The sequence below is a fragment of the Shimwellia blattae DSM 4481 = NBRC 105725 genome (genome assembly GCF_000262305.1).
GTDB classification, from domain to species: domain Bacteria; phylum Pseudomonadota; class Gammaproteobacteria; order Enterobacterales; family Enterobacteriaceae; genus Shimwellia; species Shimwellia blattae.
In genome coordinates this window covers 3,474,245-3,490,444 of sequence record NC_017910.1, presented here as the reverse complement: position 1 = coordinate 3,490,444, position 16,200 = coordinate 3,474,245, and the positions used below count along the sequence as shown (strand labels likewise).

General features: G+C 56.6%; 15 protein-coding genes. 13 read left to right on the top strand and 2 right to left on the bottom strand.

Annotation, left to right across the window (positions count from 1 at the left end; all coding sequences use genetic code 11):
• Positions 1–11 precede the first annotated feature (11 nt).
• The 11 genes from EBL_RS20155 to deoD all read left to right on the top strand — a co-directional run bounded on the left by EBL_RS20155 (position 12) and on the right by deoD (position 11,886).
• Positions 12–173: a DUF1328 domain-containing protein gene (locus EBL_RS20155; protein WP_002444051.1), complete on the top strand. Its 162-nt coding sequence runs from the start codon at positions 12–14 to the stop codon at positions 171–173.
• A gap of 106 nt (positions 174–279) precedes the next feature.
• On the top strand, positions 280–1,365 hold the full coding sequence (locus EBL_RS16335; RefSeq protein ID WP_002444049.1) for a patatin-like phospholipase family protein: 1,086 nt from the start codon (positions 280–282) through the stop codon (positions 1,363–1,365).
• Positions 1,362–2,153, top strand: coding sequence for a TatD family hydrolase (locus EBL_RS16330; RefSeq protein ID WP_002444047.1), 792 nt, complete (start codon positions 1,362–1,364; stop codon positions 2,151–2,153). The genes EBL_RS16335 and EBL_RS16330 overlap by 4 nt, the downstream gene beginning before the upstream one ends.
• 567 nt (positions 2,154–2,720) lie before the next feature.
• Positions 2,721–3,362, top strand: a complete 642-nt coding sequence (locus tag EBL_RS16325; protein ID WP_202799542.1) for a fimbria/pilus periplasmic chaperone — start codon at positions 2,721–2,723, stop codon at positions 3,360–3,362.
• Between the two features lie 19 nt (positions 3,363–3,381).
• A complete protein-coding gene (locus EBL_RS16320; protein WP_002444042.1) occupies positions 3,382–3,897 on the top strand; it encodes a fimbrial protein in 516 nt (171 codons plus the stop codon).
• Between the two features lie 117 nt (positions 3,898–4,014).
• The gene (locus tag EBL_RS16315) at positions 4,015–6,624 is read left to right on the top strand and encodes a TcfC E-set like domain-containing protein (protein ID WP_162138180.1); all 2,610 of its coding nucleotides are present in this window, start codon (positions 4,015–4,017) and stop codon (positions 6,622–6,624) included.
• Positions 6,625–7,020: 396 nt separating this feature from the next.
• Positions 7,021–7,338 carry a TRL-like family protein gene (locus EBL_RS16310; RefSeq protein ID WP_014716184.1) on the top strand — a complete coding sequence of 106 codons (318 nt, stop codon included), beginning with the start codon at positions 7,021–7,023 and terminating at the stop codon, positions 7,336–7,338.
• Between the two features lie 322 nt (positions 7,339–7,660).
• Positions 7,661–8,440, top strand: coding sequence for a deoxyribose-phosphate aldolase (gene deoC / locus EBL_RS16305; protein WP_002444036.1), 780 nt, complete (start codon positions 7,661–7,663; stop codon positions 8,438–8,440).
• Positions 8,441–8,493: 53 nt separating this feature from the next.
• Complete coding sequence (deoA, locus tag EBL_RS16300; RefSeq protein WP_002444034.1) at positions 8,494–9,816, top strand: thymidine phosphorylase; 1,323 nt, start codon at positions 8,494–8,496, stop codon at positions 9,814–9,816.
• Between the two features lie 74 nt (positions 9,817–9,890).
• On the top strand, positions 9,891–11,114 hold the full coding sequence (deoB, locus tag EBL_RS16295; protein ID WP_002444032.1) for a phosphopentomutase: 1,224 nt from the start codon (positions 9,891–9,893) through the stop codon (positions 11,112–11,114).
• A gap of 52 nt (positions 11,115–11,166) precedes the next feature.
• A complete protein-coding gene (gene deoD, locus EBL_RS16290; RefSeq protein WP_002444030.1) occupies positions 11,167–11,886 on the top strand; it encodes a purine-nucleoside phosphorylase in 720 nt (239 codons plus the stop codon).
• A 53-nt stretch (positions 11,887–11,939) separates the two neighbouring features.
• Here deoD and EBL_RS16285 read toward each other — a convergent pair whose 3' ends face one another.
• The gene (locus tag EBL_RS16285) at positions 11,940–12,956 is read right to left on the bottom strand and encodes a lipoate--protein ligase (RefSeq protein WP_002444028.1); all 1,017 of its coding nucleotides are present in this window, start codon (positions 12,954–12,956) and stop codon (positions 11,940–11,942) included.
• Positions 12,957–13,017: 61 nt separating this feature from the next.
• Positions 13,018–13,671: a YtjB family periplasmic protein gene (locus EBL_RS16280; protein ID WP_002444026.1), complete on the bottom strand. Its 654-nt coding sequence runs from the start codon at positions 13,669–13,671 to the stop codon at positions 13,018–13,020.
• 110 nt (positions 13,672–13,781) lie between these two features.
• Between EBL_RS16280 and serB the strand changes: the two genes are divergently transcribed.
• Positions 13,782–14,753, top strand: coding sequence for a phosphoserine phosphatase (gene serB / locus EBL_RS16275; protein ID WP_002444024.1), 972 nt, complete (start codon positions 13,782–13,784; stop codon positions 14,751–14,753).
• A 15-nt stretch (positions 14,754–14,768) separates the two neighbouring features.
• Entirely contained in the window at positions 14,769–16,151 is a 1,383-nt protein-coding gene (radA, locus tag EBL_RS16270; protein ID WP_002444022.1) for a DNA repair protein RadA, read from the top strand.
• Positions 16,152–16,200: the final 49 nt, after the last annotated feature.

The following is a 16,200-nucleotide window of genomic DNA, read 5'->3' as shown; positions in this document are numbered from 1 at the left end:
GAGGTGAGCTTATGTTTCGCTGGGGTATTATCTTTCTTGTGATTGCGCTGATTGCCGCAGCCCTGGGGTTTAGCGGGCTGGCAGGCACCGCTGCATGGGTTGCAAAGGGCGTATTTATTGTCGGGGTTATTCTGTTTCTTATCAGCCTGTTTACCGGGCGCAGGCGTGGCTAGAGAGGGGCGCCCGGGCTGGCCGCGCAGACGAAAAGATGCGATTGCGGTTTTCTTCCGGCGGTGAGCAGTCTATAACAAGAGAACCATAACAAGACAGGAAAGGGCAGTGGGGCAGCGGATACCAGTTACCCTCGGCAATATTACGCCGCTGGGCATCACACCATTCAGACCGGGGAAAATCGCGCTCGTTTGCGAAGGCGGCGGGCAGCGAGGGATTTTTACGGCCGGGGTACTCGATGAATTTATGCGTGCCCGTTTTAACCCCTTTGACAGCTACTACGGCACCTCTGCCGGGGCGCAAAACCTGTCGGCGTTTGTCTGCCATCAGCCCGGTTATGCCCATACGGTGATAACCCACTACACCACCCGGCGGGAATTTTTTAACCCGGTGCGCTTTGTGCGCGGCGGCAACCTTATCGATCTTGACTGGCTGGTGGACAGCACCGCCCGCCAGATGCCCCTTGCCATGGAGAGCGCCGCCCGGCTGTTTGACAGCGGCAAACGCTTTTATATGTGCGCCTGTCGCAGCGATACCTATGCGGCGGGCTATTTCTCCCCCGGGCCGGAAAACTGGCTGGATCTGATTCGTGCCTCCAGCGCGATCCCCGGTTTTTACCGTAATGGTGTGGAGATGGATGGCGTGACCTGGCAGGACGGGGGAATAAGCGATGCTGTGCCGGTTCAGGAGGCGGTGCGCCAGGGTGCGCAAACCCTGGTGGTTATTCGCACGGTGCCCTCCCAGATGTATTACACCCCCCAGTGGTTTAAGCGTATGGAGCGCTGGCTGAGCGCCAGTAGCGTGCAGCCGCTGATTAACCTGGTGCAGCACCACGCTGACTGCTATTCATCAATGCAGCGGTTTATTGAAAACCCGCCGGGTAAAGTGCGTATCTTCGAGATTTATCCCCCTAAACCGCTGGTCAGCATGGCCCTGGGAAGCGGCCAGCCTGCCCTGCGGGCAGACTACAAAACCGGCCGCCTGTGTGGCCGCTATTTCCTGGCAACGGTGGGCTCGTTACTGGCCGGGCAGCCGCCACTGCTGCGCCATCATCCACGGGTGATGCCGGTCAGGGGCCTATCTGTTCCCCTGCCCGGGGCTGAGATCCCTGCCGCCAATGAGGCCGGTGATACTATCACCCGGGGGGCGGATGACGCCCGCGATGGCACCTTTTCTGAAGGGGACCTGGCGTGAGCCTGCGCTTTATTGATACCCACTGCCACTTTGATTTCCCGCCTTTTACCGGCCATGAAGCCGAAAGCCTGGCGCTGGCTGCCGCTGCCGGGGTGGAGCGCATTATTGTTCCGTCGGTCAGTGCGGCGCAGTTTCCGCAGGTGCTTGAGCTGGCGTGCCGGTTTGGCGCTATCTCCCCGGCGCTGGGCCTGCATCCGCTCTGGGTTACCGGGCATCTTGATGCGCATCTGGTGCAGCTTGAGCAGCAGCTGGCAAAGCCGGATTCACCGGTCATCGCCCTGGGGGAGACGGGGCTCGATCTCTATATGAATGATCCCCACTTCGCCCGCCAGGAGGCCCTGCTCGACGGGCAGCTCCTGCTGGCAAAACAGTACGATTTACCGCTGATCCTCCATTCGCGCCGCACTCACGATAAGCTGGCCATGCACCTGCGCCGCCACAATCCGGGGCGTGGCGGGGTGGTCCACGGCTTTGCCGGCAGTTATGAACAGGCGAAACGGTTTGTCGATCTGGGGTTCCATATCGGAGTGGGGGGCACCATTACCTACCCCCGGGCGGCCAAAACCCGGGATGTGATAGCCCGCCTGCCGGCAGATGCCCTGTTGCTGGAGACCGACGCGCCCGATATGCCGCTCAACGGCTGGCAGGGTCAGCCCAACCGCCCGGAGCGTATTGCGGAGGTTTTTCAGGTGTTGTGCACGCTACGCCCCGGGGAGCCCGGGCAACTGGCAGCGCAGATCCTGAATAATAGTGAGCGGCTTTTCAGGTTTCCGGTAACATCAATATAAATTATTCTTTTCTACGCTATAATTTTTATATTTCCGGATGCAGAAGATTCAGCGTTATTGAATTAACTATATTTACTCTTTACCTTTACGATTATAAATAATCATCCCTGATTTTTAGGTGATTGCTGCTATTTTACGACCTCCGCGTATAATGTAATGGCCATCTGTAATAGACGTTTAATCTTCTGGTTATTAATGATAGTAAACCGCTCTACAATAGAATAAGGGATATCGGATTTGTGCGCTAATAATGGGTAGTACCACGCAGCTATATGCAGTGGTTGGGCTGGTATATAGGATATATATCCAGATATCTGGCTGACTTCATAATACCTAAGATGAGTTCATGGCCAGCCTGAAAGCACATGTGGCGTTATTACATACCTATTAAAAATAAATTAAAATTACTTCACTTTTTTAATCCACTGTTACTCGTTAGGGTTCTCTCATCGCCGCAAGGGAACGAGTACCATGAATTATTCATTAATAAGAAATTTAGTCATAACCAGTATCGTTTTGTGTACAACAGTAAATTCAACTGCGTTAGCAAATATGACGGTTTACCCGATGAGTAGCGTAATCGATAACAGTGAGCAGGAAGCCACAACGCTACAGATATTATCAAAATCCGAACAGACCCAGTATGTTCGCACCATTGTAAAACGGATATCCCGCCCGGCTACGGCGTTTGAATCTGAACAGGATCCGCAAGGCGATCCCGGCATTATTGTCTCTCCGGAGAAGTTTATTTTACCCGCCGGGGTTACCCGTACTGTGCGCGTCATCAGCCTGAATTCGCCGGAAAAAGAAGAAGCATGGCGGGTTTACTTTGAGGCAGTGCCCTCGCTTGACGAGCCCGACCCGGACCAGAAACAGGATAAAACCAACGTCAGAGTCAATCTGATTTGGGGGGTATTGGTGCGCCTGATGCCCGGAGCGGCGCAGCCGCAGCTCGCCCGTAGTAGTGACGGCAAGGAACTTATTAATAAAGGAAATCTGCGTTATGGCGTGCTGCGTGTGGCGCAGTGCACCGGCAGCAGTGATGACAGCTGTCGCTGGCAGAACGTGGATAAAAGTGTCTATCCCGGTGAAGCGCTTGCGCTACCCAGCGGGATAACGTCCGGCGCGGTAAAAATCGAATATCGCCTCGGGAAATCAGCACCGGAAACAACAACCCTGGTTGCCGGTGCATCCTCATCTGGTAAGTAATCAAAAAAGGATATTTTTCATGAAAATGAATTACAAAGTAGCAGCAGTGGCTCTGGCATCTCTATTCTCTGTTTCTGCTTTAGCAGTACAAAAGGACATTACTGTAGTCGCTGATATTGATACGACGATTGAACTGCTGCAGGCTGATGGCTCCGCACTGCCGCAGACATTGCGTCTGACCTATCTTCCGGGTGTGGGCCTGAGAAGCGAGAATATCAGAACCAAAATCTTCACCAACGATCCTGACCAGAAAGTACAGGTCCGTCTGCTGTCTGAGCCGCAATTGCTGGGTGTTACCAACCCTGCTGCAGCGGCCATTCCGTTGTCTGTCTCTTTTAACGGCGCACCGCTGAGCACTACGGTGACCAATATTGAGCCTACGGCGCTGTATCCGACCGGGGTAACGGATAACGGTTCTGTGCAGATGGATCTCACCATTGGCCAGAAAACGCTGGGAGCTGTGACCCGGTCCGGCAGCTACCAGGGGGTAGTAAGCCTGGTTCTGAATACCGCAGCGGCAACTCCTACGCCATAAGTAATGCGCAAGAGTAACGGGGACGAAAACGTCCCCGTTATAACGATGGATCTCTGCTCAATAAGGAGGTTTGCTTTGCGCATCCATGCTTATTCCTTCATTACCCCTGCTTTACTTATGGTTTCACCGTTATTTGCCACAGAAAATCCTCCGGCACTGAGTGTGCCTGTGGGGTTTGAGTCGCTTATTGACGGGCAGGAGGAACAGTTAGAAGTGCGCCTGGCTGGTCGGGTTCTGGGGTTGTACTCTCTGGAGGTGAAACCTGAAACGGTCCGCTTTAATCACCCTGACCGGTTATTTAGTGCACTGAATGGCGAACAGCTGGAGCCAGAGCAGCAGATACAGCTTAAAGAAACGCTGAATGCCCCCCTGGCCCGTAACGGGCAAAAAGCCTGTAATGGTCTGGATAGCGCGGGTTGCGGCTATATTGCCACCGACAAGGTGGCAGCCATCCTGGATGAATCCCAGGGGGCGATTTTGTTATTTCTGAACCCCGCATGGCTGAAAAGCCACCAGGCAGATAACCGCTATAACACGCTGACCAGTGAGGCGGTTAACGCCTTTGTTCACCGCCAGTCAATCAATGTCAGCAGCGACAGCTATAGCAAAAATATGTCGGTCAGTGGCGCTGGCGCACTGGGTCTGGGGGAAAATCGTTATCTGGGCGGTGACTGGGCGTTAACCATGGCGGAAACCAGTAAGCGACATAGCAGCACATTCTGGTTTGATAACCTTTACGCCAGGCAGGATCTTGGGCATCGCTATTATCTGCAGGGGGGGCGTATGGATCAGCGTAATTTGTCCAGCCCGCTGGGTGGTAGTTTTGGCTTTTCTCTGTTGCCACTGGAGCGTTTTAACGGTGTACGTGTCGGCACAACCTCTGCTTACGTTAACCATTCGGTAAGCCAGGATGCCACCCCGCTGGTTATCCAGACTAACCGCAATGCGCGTGTCGATATTTACCGCGGCAGCCAGTTGCTTGGTAGCCAGTATTTTGCGCCTGGTATCAACAATATCAATACCAGCACTTTCCCTCCTGGCAGCTACCCCCTTGAGCTACGGGTATTTGAAAATGGTGTGCTGCAGCGCACGGAACAGCAACCGTTTACCAAAAGCAGCGGCGGTTTCGCCAATGGGCTACAGTGGTTTTTACAGGCGGGCCAGCGGGACACAGAAAACGGCACCCATGTACAGAATAAAACCGTGGCCGCTGCCGGGGTACAGTATGTGCCCCTACGAGACGTTCAGCTTACCGGTGGTAGCGCGCTGGCGAATAAAAACCTGTACCACGAAATGAGAATTGATGCGCAGCGCGCCATGAGTCTGGGGGTGCTGAGTGGTGCCGCCACGGGGTATATCGGTAACGATGGCTCGCGGGGGAATATTCAGCAGCTCACCTTTACCGATGGTTTTATGCTGAGTATGTATCGCTATAACACCAGTGGCTCGGTATGTAATAAAGCCGGGACACATTCTGTCAATAATACCGGGTGCTATACCTCGTTGAATGCCACCCTGTCGGTTCCTTTCGCTGGCTGGACAACCACTCTGGGTTATACCGAAACCCGCAATAAGGGCCGCAGCTACTGGATTAATGATCCGGTTGATCCGCTAAACCCGGTTCAGCGTTATAACGCGCCGGGCAGAACATCACAGGCATGGCAACTGGGTACAAATAAGTCGGTGAACTGGAGAGGCATGAACATTAATGGCCGTCTGGGTGTATACCGTAATGATTATGGTAACCAGAAAGACAACGGCATGTTCCTGGGGGTGTCCCTTTCCCGGGCGTCACAACCTCCTTCATCTTCCGGTCATGACAGTTTCAGTAGCGTGGCGGTGGATTATCGCAGCGCTAAGCAGGACTCCCAGGCGACATATAACCTTAACCACACCATGATGTGGCAGCAGGGACTATACCGTGAGCTGGGACTGAATTTCTCCGGTGATAAAAATAACAACTATACCGGAGGGATTAGCGGGCGGGTGAACGGGCGCTATGGTGATCTGAATGGTACTGTCAGCGACAGCTTTACCAAAGGGACCGGAAGTCATACCAGCGTAACGGCAGGTTATGCTTCTGCACTGGCCGTTTCCCGCCACGGTATCTTTATGGGTGGTGGCGGTGGTGGTGAACCGGCGGCGGCGGTAGCGGTACGGGTCGCCCCTATGGAGGAAGGTGGTAAGCAGGACGCCGCAGAAATCCAGGGGAGCAGTTATCGCTCTCTTAACCTGGGGTTCGGCGACTCAGCCCTGGTCGTGGCGGAGGCTTATCAGTACGGTCAACTGGACGTTCGCGATGTGACCAACAGTGGGAAGCGCAATAGTCTGGCGAACGTTGCCCACGGCGGCGGGATGCGACCCTACTTCCTGGCCCCCGGGCATTTGCTATTGCGGGAAGTGGGTAGTTCGGTTACCTGGATTTACCTGGGGCGTGCGCTGGGGCCGGACGGACGACCGCTGGCGAATGCCCAGGTGCTTAACCAGCCGTTACCGGCACTGGGCCACGACGGGCGCTTTACCCTGCAGGCAAACCGTAAGGTTGAGGCGCTGTGGCTGATGGCCGACGGCCAGCTGATGCGCTGCCCGCTGAATGTGCAGCGTACCCGCGATGTTCTGAAGATTGTTGGCGACGTGCGCTGTACTACCGCCGGGGTTGAAGGGCTGCCACAGTCTTTGAAAATGACCCCCCGGGTAATGAAGCTGCTGGCACTGGCAAAGCGCTAACCGGTGTGCCAGGCGGGCAGGTGACGGTATCTGTGTAAGCAGATACCGTTTTTTTTATCCTGGCGCCTTGATGTGTTGCTGCGTTTTGTCGATTGCGTTGATGCGGGAATGGAGCCCCCGGCGATAAGTTCATGGCAGTTTCAGCGACATTCTGACCGCTGAAACTGCCCCTCCCACGACACCAGGTGTTTTTATAGCGTTAAATTTTTAATTATTTTCTATTTATAAAATGTTTTATTGATATTTTGTTTTTATTCAATATTAAATTTTATTAAATATTGAATAAACGGGATTATGTAAGTAGTACCGCAATGAAACTATTGCCATTACACTATGCAGGTATTGCTCAGTGAATTGATAAAAACCAAATAAAATTAGTTATATAGGGATTGTGTAATGAAACAGTATCGTTTTCTTCTTCCGTCTGTACTGCTGGCTGCTGTGGCACTTTCCGGGTGTGCCCGGGCACCAAGTCCGGTCGGTACCGGGCTCTACACCAGCGTTAAAGGCGGGGTAATGGCGACCGGAACCGCTGGCGACAAGACCGGTCGTGCCTGTGCCCAGTCGATCCTGGGGCTGGTGAATACCGGCGATGCCTCCATTGAAACCGCCCGTAAAGCAGGCAATATCACGACTGTTGCCAGTATCGATTACGAGACCACCGGGGCCTTTCCGTTTTATGGCAAAAACTGCCTGATAGTAACCGGTAGTTAACCTTTTGCCGGGGGCTGATTATATTGCGGCCCCTGGTGCCTGCATGTTGTGTTCTTCACTAAAATAGAGTGATATCCGGTATCGTGATTTTGTTATTTAAATCACATATAATGTCCGCAATGCGGTAGCGTTACCGCTATTTGTGCTGATGTTCACGATATTTCCCTGCCCGGGAATGTTAGAATTATAACATTGCAATACGTGATATGCGGTACCAGGGACACAGGTGCGAGAGCGGAAACGCGGCTTATCTTCATGGAACCAGGAACCGCTCCAACGTATTGAGTCATTTACCGGGCTCTTATTTTTGTTGGAGAATGTTATGACCGATTTAACCGCCAGTAGTCTGCGCGCCCTGAAACTGATGGACCTGACTACCCTTAACGATGACGACACCGCTGAGAAAGTCATCGCCCTGTGCCACCAGGCAAAAACGCCGGTTGGCAATACTGCCGCTGTCTGCATTTATCCGCGCTTTATCCCCATTGCCCGTAAAACCCTCAACGCCCAGGGAACGCCGGATGTGCATATCGCCACGGTGACGAACTTCCCCCACGGTAACGACGATATTGATATCGCGCTGGCAGAAACCCGCGCAGCCATTGCCTATGGCGCAGACGAAGTGGACGTGGTCTTCCCGTACCGCGCGCTGATGGCCGGTAATGAGCAGGTGGGGTTTGATTTGGTTAAGGCCTGTAAAGAGGCTTGCGCCGCCGCGAATGTACTGCTGAAAGTTATTATTGAAACCGGTGAGCTGAAAACGCCAGCGCTGATCCGTAAGGCGTCTGAAATTTCGATTAACGCCGGTGCTGACTTTATTAAAACCTCCACCGGTAAAGTGCCGGTTAACGCTACCCCGGAAAGCGCCCGCATTATGATGGAAGTGATCCGCGATATGGGGGTTGAGAAAACCGTGGGCTTTAAACCGGCAGGCGGCGTGCGCACGGCAGAAGATGCGGCAGAATTCCTCGCCATTGCTGATGGCCTGTTCGGTGCCGACTGGGCGGATTCCCGCCATTTCCGTTTCGGGGCTTCCAGCCTGCTGGCCAGCCTGCTGAAAGCGCTGGGCCACGGCGACGGTAAAAGCACCAGCAGTTACTAACTTCTCAGCGGCGGGTTCCCGCCGCTTGCTACCCATATGTTCAGGGGGTTGTTTTGTTTCTCGCACAAGAAATTATCCGCAAAAAGCGCGACGGCTTACCGTTAAGTGATGATGAGATCCGGTTTTTTATCAACGGGATTCGTGATAACACCGTATCCGAAGGGCAAATTGCCGCGCTGGCAATGACCATTTTCTTCCATGATATGACCATGGCTGAGCGGGTCTCCCTGACCATGGCAATGCGTGACTCCGGCACCGTGCTTGACTGGAAAAGCCTGCACCTTAACGGACCGGTAGTGGACAAGCACTCTACCGGCGGGGTGGGGGATGTCACCTCCCTGATGCTCGGGCCCATGGTGGCCGCCTGCGGCGGCTATATTCCGATGATCTCCGGGCGCGGCCTTGGCCATACAGGCGGCACCCTGGACAAGCTGGAGGCGATCCCCGGGTTTGATATCTTCCCGGATGATGCCCGCTTCCGGGAGATTATCCGCGATGTGGGGGTGGCGATTATCGGCCAGACCAGCTCGCTTGCCCCGGCGGATAAACGCTTCTACGCCACCCGCGATATCACTGCCACGGTAGATTCCATTCCGCTGATTACCGCCTCGATTCTGGCGAAAAAACTGGCCGAAGGGCTCGATGCGCTGGTGATGGATGTCAAAGTGGGCAGCGGTGCTTTTATGCCGACCTTTGAACTCTCTGCCCAGCTGGCTGAAGCGATTGTGGGCGTGGCTAACGGGGCCGGGGTGCGTACAACCGCACTGCTGACCGATATGAACCAGGTGCTGGCCTCCAGTGCCGGTAATGCTCTGGAAGTTCGCGAGGCGGTACGCTTCCTGACCGGGGAGTACCGTAACCCGCGCCTGCTGGAGGTGACCATGGCCCTGAGTGCCGAGATGCTTATCTCCGGCAAGCTGGCCACGGATGAGGCGGACGCCCGCGCCAGGCTCCGGAGCGTGCTGGATAACGGCAAAGCGGCGGAGATTTTTGGCCGGATGGTGGTGGCCCAGAACGGCCCGGCGGACTTTGTTGAGCATTATGCGCGCTATCTGCCCCGGGCTACCCTCAGTAAAGCGGTCTATGCGGATACGGCAGGCTATGTCTGTGACATGGATACCCGGGCGCTGGGTATGGCCGTGGTGGGAATGGGCGGCGGTCGTCGCCAGGCTCAGGATCCCATTGATTACAGCGTCGGGCTTGATGAGATGGCGCGCCTCGGGGACTGGGTGGATGAGCAGCGCCCGCTGGCGATTATTCACGCCAGCAGCGAGACGAGCTGGCAGGAAGCAGCCCGCGCCGTAAAAGCGGCAATAAACGTGAACAATATTGCCCCGCAAACCCAGCCGGTTGTGTATCGCAGAATTAGCCAGTAAGTGGCATACTGATCTGATCACTTTTTTACGCGCCACGAGCGTGTTAACCGCGCAACCAAAGGTACGGAGACATTATGAAACGTGCATTTATTATGGTGCTGGACTCATTCGGGATCGGTGCGGCGGAAGATGCTGACCGTTTTGGCGATGTGGGGTCCGATACCCTGGGCCACATTGCGCAAGCCTGTGCCAGAGGCGAGGCAAATAATGGCCGCCAGGGCCCGCTGCATTTACCCAATCTCACCGCCCTTGGCCTGGCAAAGGCCCACGAAGGGGTGACCGGGGAGATCCCGGCCGGTATGGACGGCAATGCAAAAATTACCGGTGCTTACGGCTGGGCCCATGAGCTTTCCTCCGGGAAAGATACCCCGTCTGGTCACTGGGAAATTGCCGGTGTGCCGGTACTGTTTGACTGGGGCTACTTCACCAAAACGGAAAACAGCTTCCCGCAGGAGCTGCTCGATAAACTGGTAGAGCGGGCAAATCTGCCGGGCTATCTGGGTAACTGCCACTCTTCAGGCACCGTGATTCTGGACAAGCTGGGGGAAGAGCATATGAAAACCGGGAAACCGATTTTCTATACCTCGGCGGACTCGGTGTTCCAGATTGCCTGCCACGAAGAGACCTTCGGCCTGGACAAGCTGTACGCGCTGTGTGAAATCGCCCGCGAGGAGCTGACCAACGGCGGTTACAACATTGGCCGGGTGATTGCCCGTCCGTTTACGGGCGATAAGCCGGGCCACTTTGAGCGTACCGGTAACCGCCACGATCTGGCGGTCGAGCCACCGGCGCCCACCGTGCTGAAAAAGCTGGTGGACGAGAAGGGCGGCCAGGTGGTGTCGGTGGGGAAAATCGCCGATATCTATGCCAACGTTGGTATCACTAAAAAAGTGAAGGCCACCGGGCTGGATGCGCTGTTTGATGCCACTATCCGGGAGATCAAACAGGCGGGTGACGACACCATCGTGTTTACCAATTTCGTGGATTTCGACTCCTCCTGGGGTCACCGGCGCGACGTGGCCGGTTATGCGGCGGGCCTGGAGTTCTTTGACCGCCGCCTGCCGGAGCTGATGGCGCTACTTAAAGAGGATGATTTGCTGATCCTGACGGCGGACCACGGCTGTGATCCCACCTGGCAGGGCACTGATCATACCCGCGAACATATTCCGGTACTGATCTACGGGCCGAAAGTGAAGCCGGGCTCCCTGGGCCACCGGGAAACCTTTGCCGACATCGGCCAGACCCTGGCAAAATATTTTGGCGTATCCGATATGGAATACGGTACTAACATGCTGTAAGCGCAACGGGCGGCGCGCCGCCTGTTCAACTGATAAAGAAGGAACAATAATCATGGCTACGCCACACATTAATGCAGAAATGGGTGATTTTGCTGACGTAGTGCTGATGCCGGGGGATCCCCTGCGGGCAAAACACATTGCGGAAACATTCCTCGACGATGTCCGGGAAGTGAACAATGTCCGCGGGATGCTGGGCTACACCGGGACTTACAAAGGCCGTAAAATTTCCGTTATGGGCCACGGGATGGGCATTCCGTCCTGCTCTATCTACACCAAAGAGCTGATTACCGACTTCGGCGTGAAGAAAATCATTCGCGTGGGCTCCTGCGGCGCGGTGCGCCCGGACGTGAAACTGCGCGATGTGGTGATCGGCATGGGGGCCTGTACTGACTCCAAAGTGAACCGGCTGCGTTTTAAAGATCATGACTTTGCCGCCATTGCGGACTTCGACATGGTGCGCGACGCGGTGGATGCGGCCAAAGCGCTGGGGGTAGATGCCCGGGTGGGTAACCTCTTTTCCGCCGATCTGTTCTACACGCCGGATCCGCAAATGTTCGACGTGATGGAAAAATACGGCATTCTCGGGATCGAGATGGAAGCGGCCGGGATCTACGGCGTGGCGGCAGAGTTCGGCGCGAAAGCGCTGACTATCTGCACCGTATCGGATCATATCCGTACCCACGAGCAGACCACGGCGGCAGAGCGCCAGACCACCTTTAACGACATGATTAAGATTGCCCTGGAGTCCGTCCTGCTGGGCGACCGGGCGTAACCTGAGCGGGTAGCTATTGCGGCGGGTGAGTGTGATGCTCACCCGCCGTTTTTTTAGCGCACGGCGCGGGCAAGCCAGGCCGCCAGCTCATTGAGCTCCGCCGCCTGTTCGCTAAACTCAGTGCCCAGCGCCAGACACTGCTGCCTGAGCGCCTCGCTGCGGTACTGGGTGCCTGGCAGACGGGCTGCCAGGGTCTCCAGCGCTGCCGGATTCAGGCTGTCAGTAAAGATCTGCGCCCGGGTAATGAGCCCCTTTTCCACATCCATATGTATTTCTACGCCGCCCCAGCTAAAGCGCTCATCCAGCGTATGGCTGAAGGCCGGGGCCTGGCCGAAGTTCCACTCCCAGCTGCTCTGGCGGGCAAAGGTATCGGCAAAGCCCGGCAGATTCGGGGTATTTTGCGGGGAGATTATCTCCGGCGCGACCCGCTCTCCGTAGTGGCGGAAAAACGCTTCGCTTATCGCGTCTGATATGTGCTGGTGGGTGATCCCCGGCAGTAACTCCACCAGATTCGCCACCCGGCTGCGCACGGAGGTTATCCCTTTTGCGGCCAGTTTTTTCTGGTCCGGATTCAGGTAGTTGGCCAGGCGGCTCAGATCGGCATTGAGCAGCAACGTGCCGTGGTGAAAACCGCGATCTTTGGTTTCGCGGTAGGCGGAGCCTGATACTTTGCGCGGCCCTTCCGGGGTGTCTACCACCAGATCGTTGCGCCCGGAGGCGGAGGCCGTGATCCCCAGCGTGCTGAGGGCCTCCAGCACAATCGCCGTGGAGACGCTTTTGTCGTAGTCCGGTTTGCCGGACATAAACGTAAAGCAGCTATTGCCGAGGTCATGGAATACGGCACCGCCGCCGCTGCTGCGCCGGGCAAGGCGCACATTGTCCTGCTCCATCCGCCGGGTATTGCACTCCTTCCACGGGTTCTGGGCCCGGCCAATCACCACCGTGTCGGCGTTGCGCCACAGAAACAGCACATGCTGGGTGGCGGGCATCTGGCGAAAAATACATTCTTCAACGGCGAGGTTAAACCAGGGATCGTGGGAATCAGACAACAGCAGGCGTAGTGAGCTCATCGGCGATATCCTTTCGTGAATCAGGCGGTCAGTTTACCATGTCTGCCGCCCGGGCTGCGGTTTACGGGGTGCGTTTACCGCTCTCGTCATCGTCGTCTTCTTTTACCGTTTTACTGGCGGTGAGCAAAAACGGGGACTGTTGCCAGCGGGTGCGCCTGCCCCCCAGTAGGGTGCGGGCCAGCACAATGCCGGTCGCCAGCGCCAGCAGCATCATCAGGCGCAGAATATTGGTGGTGTTATCCACCTGGCGTGCTTCGGTCGGCAGGGAGTGGGTATCCAGCGTCAGGCGCAAATAGCCCACCGGGCCGCTTTTCCCCTCAACCGGCTGGACCATTTGCTGGTTAAAATAGCTGCCGTGTTTTTTGCCATCCAGCGCCAGGCGATCGCGCACGCTGACACGCTCCCCGCTGCGGGCAATCTGGTTGCCCCCCGCATCATAGACGACAGCATCAAGGATGCGGCTATTGCGGGTCAGCCCCTGAAGAATGGCGGTAATGGCGTTGGCATCGGGATTGTTGCCCTTCATGTGTGGCGCCAGGCGCAGGCTGACCTGATCGGCCAGGGTGCGGGCCAGCTCTTCAAATTGCCGGTCGCGGGTCTTCTGGTGCGCCTGGCTAAACCAGGAGGCGCCCTGCATCAGCGCCACCAGCAGCGCCAGGCAGATCAATACAATCACTGTGCGGTGTAACCGGAATCTGAGTTTTGCCCGAACCATATCTCACCTGCGTTAAAAATTGTCGCCTGCATGTTGCCAGAAGCGTTGATGACAGGGTAGCCTCATGCGTTGTTTTGTACCGGCCTGATTTACTTCCTACAGGAGTTGTAATGCCTAATAGCCTGACCTGGTGCGACCTGCCAAATGATGTTTCCCTCTGGCCCGGGTTGCCGCTTTCACTGAGTGGCGATGAAGTTATGCCGCTGGATTATCGCGCCGGGCGTACCGGCTGGCTGCTGTATGGCCGGGAGCTGGATAAAGCAAGCCTGACGGCCTACCAGCGTAAACTGGGGGCAGCAATGGTTATCGTCAGCGCCTGGTGTGTCAGCGACTACCAGGTGGTGCGCCTGGCCGGCTCTCTGACACCGCGGGCCACCCGGCTGGCCCACAGTGCCGGGCTGGATGTGGCCCCGCTGGGCAGCATTCCTTACCTGCGCGCGCCGGGGCTGCTGGTAATGGACATGGACTCCACGGCCATTCAGATCGAGTGCATTGATGAGATAGCCCGGCTGGCCGGTACCGGTGACATGGTGGCGGAAGTGACCGAGCGCGCCATGCGCGGGGAGCTGGATTTCACCGCCAGCCTGCGCCAGCGGGTGGGCACCTTAAAAGGGGCTGATGCCGACATTCTGCGCCAGGTGCGCGACACGCTGCCGCTGATGCCGGGCCTGACGGAGCTGGTGGAAAAACTGCTCGCCATGGAGTGGAAAGTGGCGATTGCCTCCGGCGGGTTTACCTTTTTTGCCGAATACCTGCGCGACACCCTGCACCTGACTGAGGTGGTCGCCAATGAGCTGGAAATCCGTGACGGTAAGCTGACCGGGCAGGTCACCGGGCCGGTTGTCGATGGTCGTTACAAAGAAATGACCCTGCTGCGGCTGGCAGAGAAGTATGATATCCCCATGGATCAGACCGTCGCCATTGGTGACGGCGCCAATGATCTGCCGATGATCCTGTGCGCCGGGCTTGGGATCGCCTATCATGCGAAGCCGAAGGTCAACCAGAAGGCGGAAGTCGGTATTCATCATGCGGACCTGATGGGGGTGCTGTGCATCCTGTCGGGCAGTCTTAACCAGGAATAAATCACGAGGTAGCCGGTGGCGAAAGCACCCAAACGCGCGTTTGTCTGTAATGAATGCGGTGCGGATTATCCGCGCTGGCAGGGGCAGTGCAGCGCCTGTCAGGCCTGGAATACCATCACCGAGATACGCCTGGCGGCCAGCCCCCAGGCGGCGCGTAATGAGCGGCTTTCCGGCTATGCGGGAAGCGCCGGGGTCAGCAAAGTTCAGAAGCTGTCTGAGATTAGCCTTGAAGAGCTGCCGCGCTTTTCCACCGGGTTTAAAGAGTTTGACCGGGTACTGGGGGGCGGTGTCGTACCGGGCAGCGCCATTCTGATTGGCGGTAACCCGGGGGCCGGGAAATCCACCCTGCTGCTCCAGACCCTGTGCCGCCTGGCCGAGCAGATGAAAACCCTGTACGTGACCGGCGAAGAGTCACTACAGCAGGTGGCGATGCGCGCCCACCGGCTGGGCCTGCCGACGGCGAACCTGAATATGCTCTCGGAAACCAGTATTGAGCAAATCTGCCTGATAGCCGAGCAGGAGCAGCCAAAACTGATGGTTATCGACTCCATTCAGGTGATGCATATGGCGGATATTCAGTCATCGCCGGGCAGTGTGGCTCAGGTGCGGGAGACCGCCGCTTATCTGACCCGTTTTGCCAAGACCCGCGGCGTGGCTATTGTGATGGTGGGCCATGTCACCAAAGATGGCTCCCTGGCCGGGCCAAAAGTGCTGGAGCACTGTATCGACTGCTCGGTACTGCTTGATGGCGATGCGGACTCGCGCTTTCGCACCCTGCGCAGCCATAAAAACCGCTTCGGGGCGGTGAATGAGCTGGGGGTGTTCGCCATGACAGAGCAGGGCCTGCGGGAGGTGAGCAACCCGTCGGCGATTTTCCTCAGCCGGGGGGATGAGATAACCTCCGGAAGCTCGGTAATGGTGGTCTGGGAAGGCACCCGGCCGCTGCTGGTGGAGATCCAGGCGCTGGTGGATCACTCCATGATGTCCAACCCGCGCCGGGTTGCGGTGGGGCTGGAACAGAACCGGCTGGCGATTTTGCTGGCGGTGCTGCACCGCCACGGTGGCCTGCAGATGGCGGACCAGGATGTGTTTGTTAACGTGGTCGGCGGGGTAAAAGTGACCGAAACCAGCGCCGATCTGGCCTTACTGCTGGCGATGGTCTCCAGCCTGCGTGACCGGCCGCTGCCCCTTGATCTGGTGGTGTTCGGTGAAGTGGGGCTGGCCGGTGAAATCCGCCCGGTGCCCAGCGGCCAGGAGCGGATCTCCGAGGCGGCAAAACACGGTTTTCGCCGCGCCATTGTGCCGGCGGCCAATGTGCCGAAAAAAACGCCGGAAGGTATGCAAATATTTGGTGTCAAAAAGCTTTCTGATGCATTGTCGGTGTTTGACGATTTATAATCACCCCCTTCATACTTCACAGGTGGCAGGGCCTGGCCCCGTCTGGTAG

Excerpts from the sequence above, each read along its gene's own strand:
- EBL_RS20155 (WP_002444051.1), top strand. The coding sequence starts at position 12 with ATGTTTCGCTGGGGTATTATCTTTCTTGTGATTGCGCTGATTGCCGCA.
- EBL_RS16325 (WP_202799542.1), top strand. The coding sequence starts at position 2,721 with ATGAGTAGCGTAATCGATAACAGTGAGCAGGAAGCCACAACGCTACAG.
- EBL_RS16320 (WP_002444042.1), top strand. The coding sequence starts at position 3,382 with ATGAAAATGAATTACAAAGTAGCAGCAGTGGCTCTGGCATCTCTATTC.
- EBL_RS16315 (WP_162138180.1), top strand. The coding sequence starts at position 4,015 with ATGGTTTCACCGTTATTTGCCACAGAAAATCCTCCGGCACTGAGTGTG.
- EBL_RS16310 (WP_014716184.1), top strand. The coding sequence starts at position 7,021 with ATGAAACAGTATCGTTTTCTTCTTCCGTCTGTACTGCTGGCTGCTGTG.
- deoC (WP_002444036.1), top strand. The coding sequence starts at position 7,661 with ATGACCGATTTAACCGCCAGTAGTCTGCGCGCCCTGAAACTGATGGAC.
- deoB (WP_002444032.1), top strand. The coding sequence starts at position 9,891 with ATGAAACGTGCATTTATTATGGTGCTGGACTCATTCGGGATCGGTGCG.
- deoD (WP_002444030.1), top strand. The coding sequence starts at position 11,167 with ATGGCTACGCCACACATTAATGCAGAAATGGGTGATTTTGCTGACGTA.
- EBL_RS16285 (WP_002444028.1), bottom strand. The coding sequence starts at position 12,956 with ATGAGCTCACTACGCCTGCTGTTGTCTGATTCCCACGATCCCTGGTTT.
- EBL_RS16280 (WP_002444026.1), bottom strand. The coding sequence starts at position 13,671 with ATGGTTCGGGCAAAACTCAGATTCCGGTTACACCGCACAGTGATTGTA.
- serB (WP_002444024.1), top strand. The coding sequence starts at position 13,782 with ATGCCTAATAGCCTGACCTGGTGCGACCTGCCAAATGATGTTTCCCTC.